A 21966-nucleotide genomic window follows, 5' to 3' on the forward strand; every position below is an offset into this window, starting at 1 on the left:
GGCGGTCGTGTTCCGGCTAGCCGCGCCGGACCGTGATCGTCGTCCACGCCCCCACGTGCACCCGGTCGCCGTCCTGCAGCGGCACCGGCACGAAGGGCTGGATCGGCTCCTCGGAGCCGTTCACCGTGGTGCCGTTCGTCGAGTTCTGGTCGACGACCGCCCAGGTGCCGTCGGGCTGCTGGACCAGGACCGCGTGCTGGTGCGAGACGCCCGGGTCCTCCGGCGGCACCGACAGGTCGATGTCGGGGGTGTCGCCGGTGGAGTGGCGGCGGCGGCCGATGGTGACCTGGTTGCCGGTGAGCGTGCGCTGCTGCTCGGGCGAGTACGCGGGCAGGTTGAGGCCCGCGGCCTCGGGGCCGGAGCGGTGCATCATCGCCATGAAGTACTCACGGTCCGGACCGATCGTAGCCAGCCAGGTCGTCGGCTGCTGCGGGTAGCCCTGACCGGGGGGCGGGGCCTGGGTGGCGCCGGGCTGCGGGTAGCCGTAGCCGCCCTGGGCGGGGCCACCGGGAGCGCCCGGTCCACCCGGAGCGCCGGGACCCGACGAGGGCGGTGAGATCACCCAGTCGTCGTCACCGCCGCCGAAGGACGGTCCGCCCTGCGGGGGGCGGTTCGTCTCCTGCGGGAACCCGGGCGGGGCCGGCGGAGCGGACGGGCTTGCCTGCTGGAAGGCCTGCGGACCACCGCTGGTCGCGCCCGGACCGCCGGGCGGCGTGGGCCCGGGCGGCGGCGGAGCCTGCCGCGAGGGGTCGCCGAAGACGGAGGGGCCGTTGCCTCCCGGGCCACCGGGACCTCCGTGACCTCCGTGACCTCCGTGACCGCCTGGGCCACCGGGACCGCCGGGGTTGGTGGCACCCGGGCCGCCGTGGCCCGGACCGAAGCCGCCCGGGGCGCCGCCGGGGCCGCCGAAGCCCTGACCAGGGCCGGGGCCACCCATGCCGCCGGGACCGCCGGGGCCCCCAGGACCGCCCTGGCCGCCGGGACCGCCCTGGCCGCCGGGACCAGGGCCGCCGGGACCGCCCTGGCCGCCGGGACCAGGGCCGCCGGGACCACCCGGGCCACCCGGAGCGCCGTGTCCGCCCGGTCCCGGAGGCTCCGCGCCGAACGGCGGGATCGGCTCCGCCGGGCGGTTCATCTGGGACGGGCGCGAGCCCTGGTAGTCGTACGAGTCACCGCCGCCGAACGACGGCGGGGGCCCCGACTGCTGCTGGAAGTGCGAGGGCAGGCCCGGGCCGCCGGGCGCCGGGGGGCGCGGGGCAGCGGGGGTGTACGAGGTCGCCGTGTTGGTCAGGAAGTTCCACCGGCACTCCTCGCAGAACGGCGCCCCGCCCTCACGGGGCGTACGGCACTGCGGGCAGAGCTCCGGCTCCGGTACGGCGGAAGGATGCGGGGGGCCGCCCGGCTGACCGGCGTTCGGGCCGCCGAACGGACCACCGGGAGCAGGGCCGCCGGGGCCACCGGGCGGCGGGAAGCCGTAGCCGCCACCGGGCGGGGGCGGCGGCGGAGGGGGCGGAGGTACGGCACCGGCCATGCGGTGACCGCAGACCTCGCACCAGTCGTCGGAACCCGACTGGTGTCCGTTCGGGCAGGTCGGCATGTCGGCGCTTCCCCCTCTCCTTTTCCGGCCGCTCACGACCGGATTTCTCCAACCCCAAGGGGTCAGGCTCGATCCTTTTCAGGGTCCTGCTGGGTCCTGCTAGGTCACTTCTTTACACGAACAGTCTTTGTGGACCGTGTCTCGAGAGTCATCTCGTCGGCCTCCGCGACCTTCGCCTTCAGTCGCACAGTACCCGCCGCGGCGTCGACCACGTCCACCACCTTCGCAAGGAGTTTCGCCGTATCGGCATTTCCGGAGGCGCCGGCGAGCTGAACGGCGCGGCCCAGTTTGGCCGTTGCTCCATCGATATCGCCGGACTTGCGAAGATCGAGGCCTTGTTGGATGACTTGTGCCAGTTCGGCCTGGCCGGTGTAGTGGGCGACCTGGGGGTTGATCGAGGTCGAGGCGACCATGTCGTCGGTCCACACGGCCCGTACGAGGCCCTGCGCGCCCAAGTTCTGCGCGGTGCCGTCGGACTGCGGGACGACCAGGGAGACCCGGGCGGCGAGCATCTCCCGGCCCAGGTCGGCGGCGGGCACCTCGACGCATACGTGGTAGTCACGGGACTCGTCGCCCCAGGACCCCGTGGGGTAGTCGCCGGCGCGCGGACCGGCCTCGGTGCGGCGGTCGGTCAAGTCCTCGACCGTCGGAGCGACTTGTTTGACGTACTTGATGGTCGTGCCCACCGGCGTCCACACCCGCAGGGCGACGTCCGCGACCTCCTTGCCCATCGCGGTCTCCATCATCTGCGTGAAGTCGGCGGCGAGACCGGCCGGGTCGGCGACGATGTCGGAGCTGCCCAGCAGCGCGGAGGCGATGGCTGTGACTTCTTTCACTTCCCAGTCGGTGCCCACGCCCCGGGCGTCACAGGTGAAGCGTCCGGCACAGGTGTCGAGGGCGGCTTTGAGGTCCTGAGGCGACTCGTGCTCGTTGCGGCCGTCGGTGAGCAGGATGCCGTGCCGGATGGCGACGTCCGCCGAGGACAGCAGGCGGTCGGCGAGCCGCAGCCAGGTGCCGATGGCCGTACCGCCGCCCGCGCTGAGCCTGCGCAGCGCCTGCTTGGCCTGGTCGCGGGTGGTGGCGTCGGCGATCGCCAGCCGGCCGCCGCCCGGGTACACCTCCTTGGCCACGTGTGTGCCGTCGATCACCGCGAAGTGCACGCCGTCGCGCAGGGTGTCGATCGCGGCGGCCGTGGCGTCGCGGGCGTTGCGCATCTTGGTCGGCGGGTAGTCCATCGAGCCCGAGCAGTCGACCATGACCGCCACGCCCGCGGACGGGCCCTGTCCGGGCGAGTAGAGGTGGGGCGCGGCGACCGCGGTGCCGACCGTGCCACCGCCGGTCGCGGTCACCGTGGCGATCGCGTTGACCTCGCGACCGCCCTCCGGGAGGTACTCGTTCTGGTACACGTCCACCGAGAACTGCGGCACATTTGATTTCGAGAAGTTGGCCATACGTTCTCAAATCCCCCTAAAGAACCCCGTGGTGGGGCTATGGCTGTCGACGGACCGGTCCCCTCCGGTCCGATGAGGCCGTCCCCGCAGTTGGCCTCAGGCCGATCCTGCCCCCATCGGCGGCGCCGGGAACGGCAGGACGGCCACTGTTACGTTGTCGTGGCCCCCGCCGTCGAGCGCGTGTCCGACGAGGACCTGGGCGCTGTGCAGGGGCGCGCGGCGGCGTCGAGGGGCACGACGTCGGCCATGTCGTCGGCCGCCTCCGCGTAGTTCCACAGCCCGTCCGTGCACACCACCACTACACCCGGCCGGTCCGGCTTGAAGGAAGCGGTGTGCGGCTCCAGTTCGTAGGCGTCCGCGCCGAGCCAGCCCGTGATGGCGTGGGCGCGCTCGTCGGCGTACGCCTCGGCCTCGTTCATCAGGCCCGCGGCGACCATCTGCGCGGCCCAGGAGTCGTCCTCGGTGAGCCGGGCCGGGGGAGTGCTGCGGTCCACCGGGACCCAGTAGGCGCGGCTGTCGCCGACCCAGCCGACGACGAGCAGGCCCGCGGTGACGATGGCGCCGACGAAGGTGCAGGCCGGCGCGTTCTGGTGCGGGGCTTGCTCGCGGGCCGTGGCCGGCTCGTTGGCGAGGGCGTTGACCGCGTTGGAGGCGGCGATGATCGCGTCGTGCATGGCCTGCTGCGGGTGTGCGCCGCGCGGCAGGGCGGCCAGCAGCGACTCGCTCGCGGACCGGGAGGCGGCCATCGAGGCGTCGTCGGGGCGGGTCGCCGAGGACACGCCGTCGCAGACGATCGCCACAACCGCGGGCCGGCCGTCGGGCAGTGCGGTGCAGCCGACGGCGAACGCGTCCTCGTTGCGGTGGTGGCGCAGGCCGCGGTCGCTGACGGCGGCGACGGGGCCGGCGTCCTGCTCCATGTGGTCGCGCTCGCGCGGCTGGGCGTGCCCGCAGTTCTCGCAGTACCCGTCGTGGTCGACACGGCCCGCGCGGCACGCCACACACACCTTGGTGCCCTCGGGCGGGGTCGGCGCGGCGGGGGACACGCGGGGGTCGGGTGCCTGCAGCGCGTACTCGTCCGGCTCCGGACCGGCGTACCCGTCGGGCTCCGGGGGCCGGTCGAAACGGACGCCGGAGGCCGGGGAGTCGGGGGAGCCGGCCGGGGGCGGAGGGCCTGCGGGGGCGGGGGGCGTGTGCGGGCCGCTGGGCGCGGCGGGGCCGCCCGGCGCCGGGACGGTGGGGTGACCGGGTGGTGCGTGGTGGCCGGGCTGTGCCTGGTGCCCGGGGGCCGGGGAGGCGCCCGGGACGCCGTGGCTGCCGGGCGCCGGGACGCACGGTGTGCCGTGCACGGCGTCGGGAGCGGTCGCCGCCGGCGGCACCTGCGGGGGCGGGGGTGTGCCCGGGGGCAGATCGCGGCCGCCGGAGTCGGTGCCGGGGAGGTCCGTCGGCAGATGGGCGGCCTCGGAGGCGGAGCCGTCCGGCGCTGCGACGGGCCAGTCCGCGTCGGGCGCGCCCGCGGCAGGGGGCGGCACCGAGCCGTTCATGGCGACGGTCGGATGGTCGTCCGGCCGTACCGGCACGGCGGACAGGTCATATCCGCACGCACCGCAGAAACGGTCACCCGACTCGAGCGGCCATTCGCAGCTCGGGCAGGCGGACAACTGGGGCATCTGCGACATCAACTACACCCACGTCCGGGGGCGGTAACGGTTGGCACGTTCCACCAGGTCGATCCTCTCCTCGCCGCCCCGCGCGAGCCGGGCCAGCGTGCGGTACGAACGTTCCAGGCCGAAACGCAGTCCCCGCTCGTCCAGGCCGCTGCCGAGCAGCGTCCGTCCTCCGGCGGCGGCAGGCGGGGCGGAACCCTGGCCACCGGAGAGTATCCAGTCCAGCGCGCAACCGAGGACTTCCGCCGACAACTGCTCCCGGCGCGCCGGGTCCAGACCATACGCGTCCAGCGCCTCGACCTGGCCCGCGGCGGCGGTCAGGTCGTCCAGGAACGGTACGTCGGCGGCGGCCGCCGTGCGTTGACGCAGCCGGGCGCGGACGGCCGCCACGCGTGCGGCCGTGTAGTGGATGGAGCTCTCCGGAACCGACTCCAGGGTCCCCACGGCGCCGCTGCGGTCGCCGGTCGCGAGCTGGACGCGGGCGAGACCGAAGGCCGCGCTCACATAGCTGGGGTCGGTGGACCACACCAGGCGGTAGTACTCGGCGGCGTTGTCCAGCTGGCCCAGCACCTCCGCGCACAGACCCAGGGCCAGCTTGGGTGCGGGCTCGCCGGGGAAGGCGTCGTAGATCGCGTCGAACGCGAGCGCGGCGCCCTCGTGGTCGCCGGTGCCGAGCGCCGCCACGCCGCGGTACCAGACGATCCGCCAGTCGTCGGGCCGCTCGTCCTCCAGCTCCAGCAGCTGCTCGTGCGCGGTGCGGGTGTCGCCGTTCTCCAGCCAGGCCCGCACCTGCCGCAGCCGTGTCTCGGTCGACGGCCCCGGCGCGGCGGCGAGCGCGCCGAGCAGCTCGGCCGGCGCGGTGGTCATCAGACCGGCGAGGAAACCGGCGTTGGGGTCCGCGGGATCGACGTGGGGGACCGGCAGTGCGAGGGCGGCGACGGGGGCGTCGACGGCCTTGACGATGCCGGCGCCCGCGGCGGCACCGGCGGCCAGGGAGGTCGCAGGGGCGCCGGCGGACGCGGCGGTCCCGTTCCCGGCAGGTGCCACCCGCGCCCCCAACCGCGAGACCTCCCCGTCCAGCTTGGGGAACAACACGGTGTCCGTGACCCGTACTTCGGGGCCGAACAGCGTCGACAGGGACGGCCTCGCGCGGCCCGTCTGCAGGGAGACGACCTCGCGCAGTACGCCCGTGAGCTGCTCCGTCATCTCCTGGGCGGAGGCGAAGCGGCGGGCCGGGTCCGGGTCGGTGGCGCGGACCAGGAGGCGGTAGAAGGACTCGTACCGGTGGAAGACCTCGATGTTGTCGGGGTCGGGCAGCGAGTCGGCGTAGACGTTCGTGTAGCCCTGGAAGTCGAAGGTCAGGACGGCGAGCGTGCGGGCGACCGTGTACAGGTCCGAGGCCACCGACGGGCCGACGTCCGCCACCTCGGGCGCCTGGTAGCCCACCGTGCCGTAGATGGCCGACTCGTCGTCGTCCATCCTGCGCACCGCGCCCATGTCGATCAGCTTGAGCTGGTCCTCGGTCTGGATGGCGTTGTCGACCTTGAAGTCGCAGTACAGGAGGTTGCGGCTGTGCAGGTGACCGAGGGCCTCCAGCGCCTCGATGCCGTACGCGCACGCCTGCTCCACCGGCAGCGGGTCCCGCTTGCCCGTCCCGGTACGGCGTGAATTGGCGATCTCCTTGAGCGACTTGCCGCCGACGTACTCCATCACGATGTAGCCGTCGAGCGAGCCGGTGCGCTGGTCGAGGTGCTCGACGAAGTTGTAGATCCGCACGATGTTGGCGTGCTCGATCTCCGCGAGGAAACGCCGCTCGGAGATCGCCGCCGCCATCGCGTCCTGGTCGCCGGTGTCGAGCAGGCCCTTGAGCACCACCCAGCGGTCGGAGACCGCGCGGTCCACGGCGAGGTACACCCAGCCGAGGCCGCCGTGCGCCAGACAGCCCGCGACCTCGTATTGGCCGTGCACGATGTCGCCGGACTTCAGCTTCGGGACGAAGGAGTACGGGTGGCCGCACTTCGTGCAGAATCCCTCCGTACGGCCCGGCCGGTCGCCGCGGGCCCGGCCGACGGGTGCGCCGCAGTCCGAGCGGGAGCAGAACCGCTTGCGCTCGGGCACCTCCGGGTTCTCCAGCACCATCGCGCGCGGGTCGGGGCGCGGCACGCCCGGGACCTGGACCAGGCCGACGCCGAGCCGCCCGCGGCCGCTGGAGCCGGCCGTGGAGCCGGAGCTGCGCACCGACACCGAGCGGCCCGTGGAACGGCCCGACAGCGAACGTGACAGCCGTCCCGACACCGAGCGCCGGGACTTCGACGACTGGGACGACGTACGGGACGACGAACGGGAGCTGCCGCGGCTGCTGGAGCGGGAGCTGCCGCTGCCCGCCGACCCGCGCGAGGCCTTGCCGCCGGCCGTCACCCCGGTGGGCGGCGAGCCGACCGTGCCGGTCGCCGAGACGACCGGGGCGAGGCCGCAGGTGTCGCAGTACAGCTCGCCGCCGCCCACGTCCTCGTACGTCCCGCCGCAGTCCGGTCGCTGACAGCTCTGCTGTGGCTGACTCATGACGACGACACCCCCCTGACCCTCATGATCCCGGCCCCCTCCGGTCCTCGGGCGCGCGCGGCCCCGGCACCCGCCCGCTGCCGAGCAGTTCGGCGGCCGCGTGCTGGTAGCGCAGCACGGCCTGCTCGGCGACGCGCAGGTCGCAGGGCGCGCTCCACAGCATGCGGCGGGCCGCGTCGTACCGCTCGATGAGGAACGGGTCCTCCGCCAGGCCGTGCCGGGCCACCTTCGCCTTGTACGCGTCGAGGCGGCCGCGCAGCTCGGCGCGGACCGCCAGGGGCGCGGTGACCGCGGTCAACGACTCGCGGGCGCGCATCAGTTCGTCCTCCGCCTTCTCCTCCAGGGACTCCAGGAGCGGTGACAGGCGGTGCCACTGGGCGTGTCTGCGGTACTCGGCGGCTGTCGCCAGCTGCTCCTGCAGCACGGTCGGCGGGCCGCTGACGACCGGCACCTCCGTGGCGGCGATCTTCGCCAGCACCTCGCCGCGCGCGATACGGGCCTCGGCGAGCGTACGGTCCGCGCGCGACAGCACGTCACGCAGCCGGACCAGACGCTGCTCGGCATCCTGACGGACCGTCAACACCGCGTCGATCTCACGGCGTACGTCCTCCAGGGCGCGCGCCTCGCGGTCGTAGACCGTGGTGTCCGGCCTGCCGCCCCCCGGCGCCGAACTCCCCTGCGTGGGAACCCAGTACGCCAGCGGGTCGGACACCACTTCCGAGCGCAGCTTGGTGAGCGTGCGCGTGATGCGCTCCAGGTCGTCTCCCGCCGGGTGCTCGCCGGGGCGTACGCCGACGGAGTGCGCGAGGCGGCGGGTGCGCTGGAGCTCCGCGGCCAGTAAATCGATACGGGCGGGCAGCGCCGACCACACCGCGTCGGCGGCCACGACCATGTCCAGCGACGTCGCGTACAGCTCGTTCATCCGCTCCACGAGCGTGACGAGCGTGAACTGTTCGCTGAGCTTGCCCGGACTGCCGTGCAGTGTCGGCGCGTTGGCCGTGGCCGTCGCGGAGCCCGCCAGCGTCACCGACTCGCCGCGCAGCAGTTCCGTCAGTTCCACCAGGTCCTCGCGGCTGGACCAGCGACGCCGGGAACGGATGTCGCGGGCGGCGCGCAACGCGTCCGTGTACGCGTCGAAATACGCCCACAGCAGCGTTATCGACGCCTCCGCGGTCGTCCACCGCTCCTTGGTGACGCCCGTGAGCTCGGCGCCCTCGAGAAGTCTGCGGCCCGCGTGGTCCTGCAGCGCGAGGAGCGAGGTCTCGATCGCCTCGTGCTCCGCGCCGAGCCGCGCCAGCGCACGGTCCACCTCGTCCCGGTCCATCACCGGCCCGGCGGGGTCCGTGACGCCCATCGATCACCTCTCGCTGCTGTCGTGTTCCGTCGGTTCGGTCTGTTCGTGCCGGTGCGGTCGTTCCGTCTGTTCCCGTCAATCGTGCGTCAGTTGATGGTCGGTCACTTGTACTTCGCGTCGGGAGGGGTCGCCGACGCCGACTTCTTGTCGCCCTGATCCATGGTCGGGTGCAGCCACTTCTCGTACGACGCCTTCCAGCCGCCGTCCTCGACGTAGTTCTCCAGGGTCCGGTTGACCTGGCGTACCAGATCGTCGGAGCCCAGTTTCATCGCCACGCCGTAGTACTCGTCCGTGAACAGGCCGCCCTTGAGTTCCACCGTCGGGTCCTGCGCGGCCTGGCTGGCCGCGAGCGCGCCGTCCGTGACGACCGCGTCGACCTCGCCGAGCTGCAACTTCACCAGGCAGTCGAGCTGGTTGGGGACGGTGGTCGTGATGTCGGTGGAGTCGGGGAGGTCGCCGGACTCGCGGCCCGCCTCCAGGTTGTCGTACGCCGTGGAGCCCTGCGCCGAACACACCTTCCTGCCGGCCAGGGTCTTGTCGAAGCCGGTGATCTTCGAGGTCTTGGGAGCCAGGACCTGCTGGCCGGTGACGAAGTAGGGGGCGGAGAAGGCGACTTGCTCGATACGGTCGCAGTTGATCGTCATGGTGCGGACCACCATGTCGACCTCGCCCTTCTGGATCGCCTCGACACGGCGGCTGGTCGGGATGGCCTTGAACTGCACCGCGTCGCGGTCGCCGAGGATGTCCTCGGCGATCCGGTGGACGAGGTCGATGTCGAAGCCCTCGAGCTCGCCGGAGGGGTTGTTCGGGTCGAGGTAGCCCCAGCGGTAGCTGTTGGTGTCGACGCCGACGATCAGGCGGCGGTCCTTGCGGGCCTTGATGGCGTCGACGGTCGGGCTGCCGCCGTTCCCGCCGGACGGGGTCAGGCTCTGGTCCTGCGGGTTCTCGCAGTCCTCCGCCTTCGCCTGGCTGACCCGGGCGATGCCCTGGCCCGCGGTGGCCGCGTCGTCGTCGCGGTGCTGGGACAGGGGCAGCAGCAGGGCGAAGGTCACCGTCAGGGTGACGACCAGCGCCATCGCGGCTACGCCGCCCCAGCCGCGCAGGCCGGTGCGCAGGCTTCGCCAGAGGTTGCCTGTGGGGGTGCCTGTGCGGATCCCTGTGCCCCGGAGGTGACCCGAGTCATCGCTTGCGTTCATCGTCGTGCCCCCTCTCACCTGTACTCCGACAGCCTGCGGCCGATGCCGAGGACCGCGCCGGCCGCGCCCAGGACCGCGAGGACCGCGGCGCCGGTCGGGAGGCCGGTCAGCGAATCACGGCCGTCGCTCGCGGCCTGCTTGAACTCGGTCTGTTCGTGCGCGAGCGCTGCCGCCAGGGCCTTGTCGACGTTGTCGAAGCACACGCTCGTCGGCTCCTTCGCGGCGCCGATGACGCGGTCGCGGGCGGCCTGGTAGTTGCCGTTGTTGTTGTCGTCGCGGGCGACGTCGTGGCGGTCCTTCCAGACCTTCATGAAGCTGTTCGCGTCCTGGACGGGCTTCTTGCCGGTCGCGTCGTCCGCGAGGTCCTCGGCACGGTTGAGAGCGTTGCCCAGTTGATCGATCTGCTGGTCGTAGCCCCACTCGTACGCGTCGACGACCGTGTCGTCTTCGAGTGTCCTCGTGTCCGCGCCGCGGCGGACCAGGGTCAGGTTCTCGTCGCTGCGGGCCGTGAGTGAGGCGATGCGGGCCTCGTGCAGCACAGTCAGGGAGCGGACGCCGTGGTCGTAGGAGTCGTTCAGGCCTGCCCGGGCGACCATGTGGCTGACGGCGAGCCACAGCAGGACCACCGTGGCCGTGGCCGTGGCCGTGACGAGGCCGTGGTTCAGGACCCTGTTCGTGCGCCGGTAGTTGCGGCGCTGGGCCCAGGCGAGGGCGGCGAGGGCGACGATGCCGAGGCCTGCGGCGGCCCAGGGGAAGGACTTCGCGTCCGCGTAGTCCTCGCTGAGGCGCTGGTTCTCCGTCTGGTACAGCTTTTCGGCCCTGGGCAGCATGTTCTGCTGCATCATCTCGTTCGCGGCGCGCAGGTACGCGCCGCCGACGGGGTAGCCCTGGCGGTTGTTGGCCCTTGCTGTCTCCACGAGGCCCTTGTACTCCGGGAGGAGTCTGCTGAGTTCCGCGATGGTCTTCGCGGAGGGGGAGCCCGGTTCGGAGTTGGCTGCCGCGGTGACTAGTTTCGCTGCGGCCGTGCGGATGTCCTTCTCGTAGCCCTCGCGCATGGCGGGCTTTTCCTGCAGGCCTGCGAGGTAGCCGCTGGCCGCGGCGGTGTTGGCGTCCGCCAGGGAGCGGTAGATGTCGGCGGCGTCCGAGCTGAGGGGCTGGCTGCGGTTGAGGACGTCGTCGGCGGCCGCCCCGCGGTCGGTCATCTGCCAGGCGGCTACTGCGCCGAAGGCGATGACGAGGGCGGCGAGGAGGGCACCGATGATGCGGAGGCGGCCGGGTTCGGTGGTGGCGGCTGCGCGGAGTCGGTCCAGGCCCTCGGCGAAGGCGGTTCGGCGGGGTGGTGTTGCCGGCGCGTTGGGGCGGCCGATGGCGGTGGGGGGTGCGGGGCGGCCCGGGGGTGCGGGCTGGGGCGGCACGGACGGCATGGTGGGTGCGCCTTGTGCCGGGTCGTTTCCCGGTGGTGGTGCCGTGCTGCTCTTCGGCGTCTGTGTCACTGTTGACCTCCCCCGTGGCCATCCGTGCCGCAAGTATCGCTGCCGGGACTGACATCCGCACCGGCCTTCGCTGGATCTTGATCGGATCGCAGCGCGGATCCCGAAATCCCGGCACACCGAAACCGCTGTGCACGAGCCCCCTGCCCATGAATACGCCGGGGGAATCTGTTCGGTTCCAGGTTCGAGAGGGTGCGCGCCGATGCCTGCGGCGGCCTGTGGCTGCTTCGGTGGGGGTGCGCGTAGCGCCTTGCGGGTGTGTGGTGGCTCGGGGCCGTGCCGGGGGGTGCGGCGCCGCGGGGTGCGCCACCACGGCCACTCTGCCGGTCACTTTGGTGGGGGTGAGGTTACGGCTCGAAGTGTTGGCGGAGTCGGACGTGTACCTCCGGGAGTGCCCCCACCGCGTCCAGGCCCAGCAGGGCCGCGCCCAGTACCGGGCTTGCCGTGACCACGTGAGGGACGGCCTTGGGGGCGCGGGTGGTGAGCAGGGCGTGGATGGTGTCGAGCAGTTGGGGGTGGCGGGCAGCCAGGACGCCTCCGCCCAGGAGCACCGGGGTGGACTCCTCCAGGAGGTCCAGTCGGGTCAGAGCGACCGTCGCCATGGTGACCACTTCGTCGGCGAGGCGGTCCACGAGATCGCGGGCGATCGGGTCACCGGCCGCCGCGGTGGTGAAGAGGACCGGGGTCAGCTCGTGGCGGCGGGTGGGGGCGATGTGTTCGAGGTGCAGGGCCTCGATGAGGGCGTACATGGTGGGCAGGCCGAAGTGGGCGGGGAGCGTGTGGGTCAACGTCGTGGGCGCTCCTCGGCCGTCCTCCGCCCGGGCCGCGTGCCACAGGGCTTCCTCCGCCAGGCCCCAGCCGCCTCCCCAGTCTCCGGAGATGCGGCCCAGGGCGGGGAAGCGGGCTGTACGGCCGTCGGGGCGCATGCCCACGCAGTTGATGCCGGCGCCGCAGACGACGGCCACGCCGCGGGGTTCCGGCACGCCCGCGCGGAGGATCGCGAAGGTGTCGTTGCGGACCTCGACGGTCGTGCCCCACGCGCGTGCCTGCAGGGCTGCGGTCAGTTGCTCCTCCTCCACCGGGAGGTCGGCGTTGGCCAGGCATGCCGAGACATGGTCGGCGGACGTCACGCCCGCTGCGGTGAGGGCCTGTTCGACTGCCGCGGCCAGGGTGTCCATCGCCGGCTCCACGCCGACCGTGGGTGGGCGGAAGCCGCCGCCGCGGGCCGTGGCCAGCACGGTTCCGTCGGCGGCCACCACTGCCACGTCGGTCTTGCTGTTGCCCGCGTCTACGGCGAGGACACATGCGGTCAGGCCCACGCGAGATGCTCCCGGTTGTGTGCGATCAGCTGGTCGGTGAGGGCTTCGGCGTACTCGTACTGGCCGATCAGGGGGTGGGAGAGCAGGGCTTTGAAGACCCGGTCGCGGCTGCCGTGCAGCGCTGCTTCCAGGGCCAGGTGCTCGTAGGCCGTCACCTGGGCCATCAGACCCGCGTAGAGCGGGTCCACGGTCGGTACGGCGAGAGGTGCCGGGCCCTTCGCGCCCACCGCTGCCTGCACTTCGATCACCGCGTCGTCGGGGAGGAAGGGGAGCGTGCCGTTGTTGAGGGTGTTGACCACCTGGTAGGGGCTGCCCGACCCGCCGAGCAGGGCTGCCGCAAGGTCGACTGCCGCCTCGGAGTAGTAGGCGCCGCCGCGCTTGGCGAGGAGCTCCGGCTTCTCGTCGAGGGACGGGTCGGCGTAGAGGGTGAGCAACTGGCGTTCCATTTCCGCCACTTCCGCGGCCCTGGACGGCTTGGTGCGCAGTTCCCGTACGACTTCGTCGTGTGCGTAGTAGTAGCGCAGGTAGTACGACGGGACCGCGGTCAGGCGGTTCAGGAGGGGGCGGGGGAGGTGCAGGTCGGCGGCGATCGTGTCGCCGTGGCCGGTCAGGAGCTTCGGCAGGACGTTCTCGCCCTCGGGGCCGCCCAGGCGTACGCCCGTCTCCCAGGTGAGGTGGTTGAGGCCCACGTGGTCGAGGTGGATCTCGGAGGCCGGGACGTCGAGCATGGCCGCGAACTTCCGCTGGAAGCCGATCGCCACGTTGCACAGGCCGACCGCCCGGTGGCCCTCCTGGAGAAGGGCCCGGGTCACGATGCCGACCGGGTTGGTGAAGTCGATGATCCAGGCGGTGGGGTTGGCGCGGCGGACGCGGTCCGCGATGTCGAGGACGATCGGGACCGTGCGCAGGGCCTTGGCCAGGCCGCCGGCGCCCGTCGTCTCCTGGCCGACGCAGCCGCACTCCAGGGGCCAGGTCTCGTCCTGTTCGCGGGCCGCCTGGCCGCCGACGCGGAGTTGGAGGAGGACGGCGTCGGCGCCGTCCACTGCCGCGTCCAGGTCGGTGGTGGTGGTGATCCTGCCGTTGTGGGCCTGGCGGGTGAAGATGCGGCGGGCCAGGCCGCCCACCAGTTCCAGGCGGTCCTTCGCCGGGTCCATCAGGACCAGTTCCTCGATGGGGAGGGTGTCCCGGAGGCGGGCGAAGCCGTCGATGAGTTCGGGGGTGTAGGTCGAGCCTCCGCCGACCACGGTGAGTTTCACTGCGAGATGCCTCGCTTCCCGGTGCGGGGGACGGTGATCATCGGCCGGGGGTCCGGGGGTTGTCCCCCGGGGAGATGCTGCATGTGTGGTTCAACCCTTTACTCCGGTGAGCGTGACGCCTTCGACGAACGCCTTCTGGGCGAAGAAGAACACGAGGATCACGGGGGCCATGACCAGGACCGTGGCGGCCATGGTGAGGTTCCAGTCGGTGTGGTGGGCGCCCTTGAACGACTCCAGGCCGTAGGAGAGCGTCCAGGCGCCCGGGTTCTCGGACGCGTAGATCTGGGGGCCGAAGTAGTCGTTCCACGCGTAGAAGAACTGGAACAGGGCCACTGCGGCTATGCCCGGCTTCGCCATGGGGAGGACGACCCGAAGGAGCGTGCGCAGTTCGCCGCAGCCGTCGACCCTGGCCGCGTCCAGGTACTCGTTCGGGATGGTCATCAGGAACTGGCGCAGGAGGAAGATCGAGAACGCGTCGCCGAACGCCATCGGGATGATCAAGGGCCACAGGGTTCCCGAGAGGTCCAGCTGCTTCGCCCAGAACAGGTACATCGGGATGATGATCACCTGGGGCGGCAGCATCATCATCGAGATGACCAGCATCAGGGACAGGTTCCGGCCACGGAAGCGGAACTTGGCGAGCGCGTACGCCACCGGGATCGACGAGACGACGGTGAGCAGCGTGCCCAGGCCGGCGTAGAGCAGGGTGTTCTTCCACCAGGTCAGGAAGCCGGGGGTGTCGAAGACCTTGGCGTAGTTGCCCCACGCCCAGGTGTCCGGGACCAGGTCGCGGGTGAGTGTCTGCTGGTCGCTCATCAGCGAGGTCAGGACGACGAACACGAAGGGCAGGGTGAAGAAGAGCGCGGCGGCGAGGCCGAGGGAGTGGATCGCTATCCATTCCAGGAGTGCCCGGCGGCGGGCCGTGCGCTCGGCGGTGGTCGGGGCCTCCAACTGCACCGGTTTGTCCAGTACTTGGGTCATGGTCAGTCACCTGCCTGGATCAGTCCGCCCCGGCGCCGCATCAGCAGCGCGGTGAAGGCCATGGCGAGGGCGAACAGCACGAGGGCGACCACGCAGGCAGAGCCGTAGTCGAAGCGCTGGAAGCCGAGGTTGTAGACGAGCTGGGGGAGGGTCAGGGTCGACTTGTCGGGGTAGCCCGGTTCGAACTGCTGGCCGGAGCCGCCGATGATGCCGGAGGCGACCTTTCCGGCGACCAGCGGCTGCGTGTAGTACTGCATCGTCTGGATCACGCCCGTGACCACGGCGAACATCACGATCGGCGAGATGTTCGGCAGCGTGACGTAGCGGAAGCGCTGCCACGCGGATGTGCCGTCCAGCTCAGCCGCCTCGTACTGCTCCTTCGGTACGTCGAGCAGCGCGGCCATGAAGATGACCATGAGGTCGCCCACACCCCACAGCGCCAGCGCGGTGAGCGCCGGCTTGGACCAGGTGGGGTCCGTGAACCAGCCGGGGGTCGGCAGGCCCAGGCCGTCGAGGACCGAGTTGACCGGGCCGGTGCCGGGGTTGAGGAGGAAGACGAAGGCCAGGGTCGCGGCGACCGGCGGGGCGAGGTACGGCAGGTAGAACAGGGTGCGGAAGACGCCTGCCCCTGTCTTGATCTTGGTGATGAGCAGACCGATGCCGAGGCCGAACACCACCCGGCAGGTGACCATCACCAGCACCAGCCAGAGCGTGTTGCGCAGCGCCGGCCAGAACATCGGGTAGTCGTTGAAGACGTAGGCCCAGTTGCCCAGGCCGCGGAAGACCGGTGTGCCGAAGCCGTCGTACTTCATGAAGGAGAAGTACACGGTGGACACCAGGGGGTAGGCGAAGAAGACGCCGAAACCGATGAGCCACGGTGACAGGAAGGCCACCGTTCGAAGCGCCGACCTGCGGCGCTTCGCGCGGAGAGTGTGCGTGGACATCGACGGCGCTACTTCGCCTGCTCGATGTCGGTGTCGATCTGCTTGGCGGTCTTCTCCAGACCTGCCTTCAGGTCCTTCACCTTGCCGGACTCGTACTGGTAGCCGAAGTCCTGAAGGGTCGTCTGGTACGTCGAGCCGTTGACGGAGGCCGGCGGCGTGTTCGAGTGCGCGTTCTGGGCGATGTCCAGGAACGTCTTGAAGCCGGGGTCCACCTTCAGGGCGGGCGACTTCAGGGCGGCGAACGTGGAGGGCACGTTGTGGATGGCGTTGGCGAAGGAGACGACGGCCTCGGTGTCGGTCGTCAGGTACTTCACCAGCTCCCAGGCCGCGTTCTGCTTCTTGCTCTGCGGGGCGATGCCGATGATCGTGCCGGAGAGGAAGCCCTTGCCGTACTCGTCGGCCTCGTCGTCGGCGACGGGCATCGGAGCCGTGCCGACCTCGAAATCGACGCCGGCCTGCTGGGTCATGCCCAGGCGCCACTCGCCGTCGAGCTGCATGGCCACCTGGCCGGTCTGGAACGGGTGCTTGGCGCCCCACTCGTCACCGAAGGTGTTGCGGTACTTCTCCAGCTTCGCGAAGCCGCCGAGGTCGTCGATGAGCTTCTTCTGGTACGTGAACATCTCGGCGAAGGCCGGGTCCTTGGCGATGTTGGACTTGCCGTCCTGGTCGAAGTAGGTGTGGTCCCACTGGGACATGTAGTGGTCCACGACCGTCTCGTAGCCGTGGTAGGTCGGCATGAAGCCGAGCTGCTCGTAGCTGTCGCCCTTGGCCTTGGTCAGCTTCTTGGCGACCGTCGCGAACTCCGACCAGGTCTTCGGCGGGGACTTGATGCCCGCCTTCTCGAAGGCGTCCTTGTTGTAGTAGAGGCCGTAGGCGTCGCCCAGCAGGGGCAGTGCGCAGCGGGTGCCCTCGAACTGGGTGTAGTCGAGCATCGGCTTCGGGATGAGCTTGTCGAGGTCGAGCTTCGACTTCTCGATGAAGGGCTTCAGGTCGAGGAAGGCGCCCGAGGAGCAGAACTTGCCGATGTTGGAGGTCGTGAACGACGACACCGCGTCGGGGCCGCTGGAACCGCCCGCGCGCAGGGCCTGGTTGAGCTTGTCGTCGTTGATGTTGCCGACGATCTTCACCGTGATGTTCGGGTGGGCCTTCTCGAAGCGGTCGACGTTCTCCTGGATCGCCTTGGCCTCGGCGGGTGCGCTCCAGCCGTGCCAGAAGGTGATCGTCGTCTTCGCGTTGGGGTCGTCGGTGGCGGCGGACTCCGACTGGCCGGTACAGGCCGTGGCGAGGAGGGCCAGGGAGGCGGTGGCGGCGAGGGCGGCGGCTGTCTTGCGGGTGGGTGAGGGTATGACGTTCCAGGACTTTCCGGGCATGGCGAGGTCTCCCAAGGGCGGGAACGGGGTGGGTGAGGGAAGGCGGGGGGGTGAGTCAGGGGGTGCGGAGGAGGCGAGCCGGGGAGCGGGGCCGTCAGCGGGCGGTGTCGAAGACCTCGTCGCGTGTGGTCGCGAGCGCGCTCTCCAACGCGCCCCGCAGCACCGGGTGTTCACGTACGTCGCCGACGACCAGCCTGGGCCGCGCCGCGGCCAGTTCCTCCAGCTCGGACTGGACGAGGGCGCGCAGCACCTCACCGCCGGAGGTGAGGGAGGCGCCGCTGAGGACGATGAGTTCGGGGTCGAGGACGGAGACCAGCGAGGCGAGACCGGTGGCCAGCCGGGTCGCGTAGGTCTGGAGGAGCAGCCGGTGCGGGTCGCTGTCCTCGGTGGCGGCCCGTTCGACGAGGGTGGCGGCGGCCTCGGCGTACGGCGTCGACGGGATGTTGCCGATGCCGAGTTCGCGGGCGAGCCGGGGGATCGCCTGCGAACCGGCCAGCTCCTGGTAGCCGCCGCTGTTGGCCTTGGTGACCTGCCGGACCAGGGGCGTTCCGGGAACCGGCAGGAAACCCACCTCGCCCGCGCCGCCGGTCCAGCCGCGGTGCAGCCGGCCGCCGAGGATCAGGGCGGCGCCGAGGCCCCCCTCGTTCCACAGCAGTACGAAGTCCTCGTGGCCGCGGGCCGCGCCGAGCCGCTGCTCGGCCACCGCCGCGAGGTTGACGTCGTTCTCGTACTCGACCGGCATCGGCAGGGCCGCGGCGAGTTCGTCCAGGAGTGCGGGGGTGTGCCAGCCGGGGAGGTGGGAGGCGTAGCGCAGCCGGCCCGTGTTGGGGTCGAAGGCGCCGGGGGTGCCGATGACGAGCCGGTGGACGTCGTCGCGGGCGAGGCCCGCCGCCTTCACCGCGCCGTCCAGGGTGTCGGTGACCTGCCGGACGACGGGCTGGGCCGGGCGCCTGCCGGGGGTGGGCAGTTCGTACGACCCGACCGTGCGGCCCGTGACGTCGGCGACGGCGGCGAGGATGCGTTCGGGGGTGACATCGAGCCCCGCGGCATAGGCGGCGGCCGGGTTGACCTCGTACAGCTGGGCGCCCGGGCCGGGGCGGCCTTCCGTGGTGCCGGTCGCCAGGACGAGGCCGGCGGCCTCCAGGCGGGCCAGCAGCTGGGAGGCGGTCGGCTTGGACAGGCCGGTGAGCTTGCCGATCCGCGTGCGGGACAGCGGCCCGTGCTCCAGGAGGAGGTCCAGGGCGGCACGGTCGTTCATGGCGCGCAGGACGCGCGGAGTGCCCGGAGTGCCGGCGGTTCCTGCCATGGGGATCGACACCTGCCTTTCGGCTGACCAGCTTCTCAGCGATCTACGAGGGAAGTCCATCCAGGATCACTGTTAGGAAAGTTTCCTATCTGCTGCCGAGGAAAGTAAGCCCGGCAGGAAGGCGGCGTCAAGAGAGGTGGTCCGGCAGGCAACAGAGTCGTTACTTGACGGCGCTGCGGTCGGCCGCGAGCTCGCGCCGCGGGAGCAGGAGCGGGGTCGCCAGCAGCAGGACCCCGGCGAGGGCGATCGCCGCGCGCGTGCCGGTCAGCGCGGCCAGCAGGCCCCACAGTGCCGTCGCCGCCGCGGTCGCCGTCTTGCCGGTGATCGACCAGGCCGTCAGGGTGCGGGTGGTGCGGTCCGGCGGGGTCTGGTCGAGGCGGGTGGTGGCGAGCACCGGGTTGTAGACGCCGATGCAGGTGATCAGGCCGAACTCGACGGCCATGACGAGGAGCAGGCCCGGCGTGCCCGGCCCGATGAAGGCCAGGCCGACGGGCCAGACGGCGCGCAGGGTCCCCGCGGTCAGCAGGACCCGGCGCCGGCCGTGCCGGGCGACCAGGCGCCGGGACAGGCGTGAGCCCAGCAGGCCGCCCAGACAGGGCACGGCGAAGGCGAGGCCGTACTGCCAGGGGGGAAAGCCGAGTTGGCCGAGCATCAGGACGGCGAGCAGCGGGGCCGGCGCCATGATCAGGGCGTTGACCAGGACCGTGTTGAGGAACAGCGGGCGCAGGGTGGGGTGGCCGAGGATGTGCCGCCAGCCGGCCTGGAGGTCGCTCATCCGCAGGCCTGAGGGGGTGTCAGGGCGCGTCTGCCGCTGCCGTACCGTCTCCGGCCTCACCCTCTGTTGCCCTTTCCTCTGCTGCCCTTCCTTGCCGCCGATCGCCCGGATTCCCAGTGCCGACAGCAGATAGCTGACCGCGTCCACCAGTACCGTCGTCATCGGGCCGAACACACCGACCGCGACCCCGCCGAGCGGTGGGCCGAGTGCGGTGGTCGTCCAGGTCGTGGCCTCGAAGCGGCCGTTCGCCACGAGCAGGTCCTCCGGCGGCACCAGGGACTTCAGATATGCGCCGCTCGCCGCGCCGAACGTGATGTCCGCCGTGGCCACCACCACGGACACCACCAGCAACTGGCTGAGGGAGAGTCCGTCCAGCGCGAACGCGGCGGGGATGCTCAGCAGTGCCGCACACCGGATCAGGTCCGCCGCGATCATCACCGGCCGCTTCCGGCGGAACTCCACCCATGCTCCGAGCGGCACCGCGACCACGGCCCCCACCGCGAGGCCCGAAGCCGCCAGCAGCGCGACCTCGGTCGCCCCGGCGTGCAGCACGACGACCGCGATCAACGCGAAGGCGTCGAAGGCCAGCCGTGTCCCGAACGCGCTGACCGCGTACGCCGCCCACAGCCACCCGAACGCCCGCCCCAGCCCCCGCCCGCCCGTCACCGTCCGGACCCTACTCCAGGCCGGTGGGGGGGTCTGTTCAGTCCTGGAGGAAGGGGGATGTGTCCAGGGTGGGGTAGGGGGCGGGGAGGGGGAGGGGTTCGCCCAGGTCGACCTTGGTGTCTGTGTCGTAGTAGGCCTGGGCGGGGTCGCCGCCGGGCAGGACCGGCTCCGTGTAGCAGTGGGCGGTCTTGGTGTTGCGGTTGACGAGGGCGTAGACGGAGATCCCCGCGGCGGCGTACGTGGCCAGCTTGGCGCCGGTGTCGATCGCGTGGTTGGTGGACGTGACCTCGCCGACCAGCGCGACCATGTCGATGGGGTACCAGCCCTTGTGCATCCTCAGGTACGAGTCATCCAGTTCGGTGGGCTCGCGGTGCAGGACGTAGAAGTCGGGAATCACCAGAGCCATGGTGCTGCCGTCCTGGTGTGCGGCACGGAATCCCATGCCCATGCCTGCCAAGTCCAGTCCGGCCATGTGGAGCTGGAGGGTGAGTCCGACAGCACCCTTGCTGTGGTTGTAGTCCGGCTGCGGCGGCACGATGACCGTCCCCTCGACGTACTCGGGTCGAATCGGCGCCACGGACGCTTCTTCGAACGCGATCAACAGATCGATGGGGTCCTGCGTCATGACCGTCTCCATGATGGGTTCGGCACTCATCCCTGGTTCTCCTCGTCATGCTGATGCCAGGCTAAGCCCGCACCGGGTGCCCCGGCTGAACGATGGGGCACCCCGTGCGCTCCCCGCGCCGGAATGCCCCGACCGTTCACTCGAACGAGTGTGCTGAACCGTTCCCGCGATCCCGGACCTACTTCGTCACGCTCGGCGGCGTCAGCGGCGTGGCCGCAACGGACTGCGGAGAGGTGGTGCTGGCGTAGGCCGAGGGGGCCGCCATGCCCGCCGTCGGGTCGGCCACGGCCTCGTCCCCCAGCGCCAGGGGAGCCCGGCCGACGATCGGGATGTCGGCGGCGTCGAAGGCGCGCTTGATGCGCCAGCGCAGTTCGCGTTCGACGGTCAGGGACTTGCCCGGCATCGTCTTCGCCGAGACGCGTACGACCATCGAGTCCAGCAGCACGCTGTCCAGGCCGAGGACCTCGATCGGGCCCCAGAGGAGCTCGTTCCAGGGCTCTTCCTTGCTCATCCGCTCGGCGACCGCGTCGATGGTGCTCCTGACCTTGTCCAGGTCCTCGGAGGAGCGGACGGTGACGTCCACGCCGGCCGTCGACCAGCCCTGGGACAGGTTGCCGATGCGCTTGACCTCGCCGTTGCGGACGTACCAGATCTCGCCGTTGTCGCCGCGCAGCTTGGTCACGCGCAGGCCGACCTCGATGACCTCGCCGGCGGCGACGCCCGCGTCGATCGTGTCGCCGACGCCGTACTGGTCCTCCAGGATCATGAAGACGCCGGAGAGGAAGTCCGTGACCAGGTTGCGGGCACCGAAACCGATCGCGACGCCCGCGACACCGGCGGAGGCCAGCAGCGGGGCGAGGTTGATCTCGAAGGCGGACAGGACCATCAGGGCGGCCGTGCCCATGATCACGAAGCTGGCCACCGAACGCAGCACCGAGCCGATCGCCTGTGAGCGCTGGCGGCGGCGCTCGACATTGACGAGCAGGCCGCCGAGGGCCGTGCCGTCCACCGCCTGGGCGGTGCGGTTCATCCGGTCGATGAGCTTGGTGATCGCCCGCCGGATCACCACTCTCAGCACCGCAGCGATGGCCAGGATCAGCAGGACCCTCAGGCCTATCGCGAGCCAGGTCGACCAGTTCTGCTCGACCCAGGTCGCTGCCTGGGTCGCACTCTCGTGAGCGTCCTTGATCGTGGGAACCGCCGGGGTGGTCGTCCCCGAGGGGGTTGGCGACGGCGTAGGGCCGGCGGCCTGTAGGACGGCGGACAGGGACACGGCAGGTACCTCCAGTGCAGCGGCCCGCCCCGTCGGTAGATGGTCAAGGTCACGAAAGGGTCACCGGCGGGGCAGACCCACCACACTAACGGGGCATCGTGTGTGGATCGTCGCCATGTTCGAGGGAGGAATCGTGC

At 71.3% G+C, this 21966-nt stretch carries 16 protein-coding genes and 1 pseudogene; 1 reads left to right on the forward strand and 16 read right to left on the reverse strand.

Going from position 1 to position 21966, the window contains the following annotated elements; genetic code table 11:
- Positions 1 to 16: 16 nt before the first annotated feature.
- The 4 genes and pseudogenes from OHO27_RS27185 to OHO27_RS27200 all read right to left on the reverse strand — a co-directional run bounded on the left by OHO27_RS27185 (position 17) and on the right by OHO27_RS27200 (position 6956).
- Entirely contained in the window at positions 17 to 1597 is a 1581-nt protein-coding gene (locus tag OHO27_RS27185) for an FHA domain-containing protein (RefSeq protein ID WP_328427597.1), read from the reverse strand.
- A gap of 104 nt (positions 1598 to 1701) precedes the next feature.
- Positions 1702 to 3048 carry a vWA domain-containing protein gene (locus OHO27_RS27190; RefSeq protein ID WP_328427598.1) on the reverse strand — a complete coding sequence of 449 codons (1347 nt, stop codon included), beginning with the start codon at positions 3046 to 3048 and terminating at the stop codon, positions 1702 to 1704.
- A gap of 96 nt (positions 3049 to 3144) precedes the next feature.
- A pseudogene (locus OHO27_RS27195) lies at positions 3145 to 4724 on the reverse strand (protein phosphatase 2C domain-containing protein).
- A 3-nt stretch (positions 4725 to 4727) separates the two neighbouring features.
- Entirely contained in the window at positions 4728 to 6956 is a 2229-nt protein-coding gene (locus tag OHO27_RS27200) for a tetratricopeptide repeat protein (RefSeq protein WP_443059605.1), read from the reverse strand.
- Between OHO27_RS27200 and OHO27_RS43195 the strand changes: the two genes are divergently transcribed.
- Positions 6931 to 7251 carry a hypothetical protein gene (locus OHO27_RS43195; RefSeq protein ID WP_443059606.1) on the forward strand — a complete coding sequence of 107 codons (321 nt, stop codon included), beginning with the start codon at positions 6931 to 6933 and terminating at the stop codon, positions 7249 to 7251. The genes OHO27_RS27200 and OHO27_RS43195 overlap by 26 nt on opposite strands.
- Positions 7252 to 7296: 45 nt before the next feature.
- Here the strand turns inward: OHO27_RS43195 and OHO27_RS27205 are convergent, their stop codons facing one another.
- The 12 genes from OHO27_RS27205 to OHO27_RS27260 all read right to left on the reverse strand — a co-directional run bounded on the left by OHO27_RS27205 (position 7297) and on the right by OHO27_RS27260 (position 21829).
- Complete coding sequence (locus OHO27_RS27205; RefSeq protein WP_328427600.1) at positions 7297 to 8628, reverse strand: hypothetical protein; 1332 nt, start codon at positions 8626 to 8628, stop codon at positions 7297 to 7299.
- Positions 8629 to 8729: 101 nt separating this feature from the next.
- A complete protein-coding gene (locus OHO27_RS27210; RefSeq protein ID WP_443059607.1) occupies positions 8730 to 9824 on the reverse strand; it encodes a glutamate ABC transporter substrate-binding protein in 1095 nt (364 codons plus the stop codon).
- 14 nt (positions 9825 to 9838) lie between these two features.
- A complete protein-coding gene (locus OHO27_RS27215; protein WP_443059608.1) occupies positions 9839 to 11317 on the reverse strand; it encodes a hypothetical protein in 1479 nt (492 codons plus the stop codon).
- A 344-nt stretch (positions 11318 to 11661) separates the two neighbouring features.
- Positions 11662 to 12633, reverse strand: a complete 972-nt coding sequence (locus OHO27_RS27220; RefSeq protein WP_328427602.1) for an N-acetylglucosamine kinase — start codon at positions 12631 to 12633, stop codon at positions 11662 to 11664.
- A complete protein-coding gene (locus OHO27_RS27225; protein WP_328427603.1) occupies positions 12624 to 13889 on the reverse strand; it encodes a 6-phospho-beta-glucosidase in 1266 nt (421 codons plus the stop codon). The genes OHO27_RS27220 and OHO27_RS27225 overlap by 10 nt, the downstream gene beginning before the upstream one ends.
- 90 nt (positions 13890 to 13979) lie before the next feature.
- A complete protein-coding gene (locus tag OHO27_RS27230) occupies positions 13980 to 14870 on the reverse strand; it encodes a carbohydrate ABC transporter permease (protein WP_328427604.1) in 891 nt (296 codons plus the stop codon).
- Between the two features lie 2 nt (positions 14871 to 14872).
- Entirely contained in the window at positions 14873 to 15814 is a 942-nt protein-coding gene (locus OHO27_RS27235; RefSeq protein ID WP_328427605.1) for a carbohydrate ABC transporter permease, read from the reverse strand.
- An 8-nt stretch (positions 15815 to 15822) separates the two neighbouring features.
- Positions 15823 to 17184 (reverse strand): ABC transporter substrate-binding protein, encoded by a 1362-nt coding sequence (locus tag OHO27_RS27240; protein ID WP_443059609.1) that lies wholly within the window; start codon positions 17182 to 17184, stop codon positions 15823 to 15825.
- 94 nt (positions 17185 to 17278) lie between these two features.
- A complete protein-coding gene (locus OHO27_RS27245; RefSeq protein WP_328427606.1) occupies positions 17279 to 18490 on the reverse strand; it encodes an ROK family transcriptional regulator in 1212 nt (403 codons plus the stop codon).
- A 160-nt stretch (positions 18491 to 18650) separates the two neighbouring features.
- On the reverse strand, positions 18651 to 19931 hold the full coding sequence (locus OHO27_RS27250; protein WP_328427607.1) for an MFS transporter: 1281 nt from the start codon (positions 19929 to 19931) through the stop codon (positions 18651 to 18653).
- A 37-nt stretch (positions 19932 to 19968) separates the two neighbouring features.
- Positions 19969 to 20586, reverse strand: coding sequence for a Uma2 family endonuclease (locus OHO27_RS27255; RefSeq protein ID WP_328427608.1), 618 nt, complete (start codon positions 20584 to 20586; stop codon positions 19969 to 19971).
- Positions 20587 to 20734: 148 nt separating this feature from the next.
- Positions 20735 to 21829 (reverse strand): mechanosensitive ion channel family protein, encoded by a 1095-nt coding sequence (locus OHO27_RS27260; RefSeq protein ID WP_328427609.1) that lies wholly within the window; start codon positions 21827 to 21829, stop codon positions 20735 to 20737.
- Between the last annotated feature and the right edge of the window lie 137 nt (positions 21830 to 21966).

This window comes from Streptomyces sp. NBC_00443 (assembly GCF_036014175.1).
Taxonomy (GTDB): Bacteria; Actinomycetota; Actinomycetes; order Streptomycetales; family Streptomycetaceae; genus Streptomyces.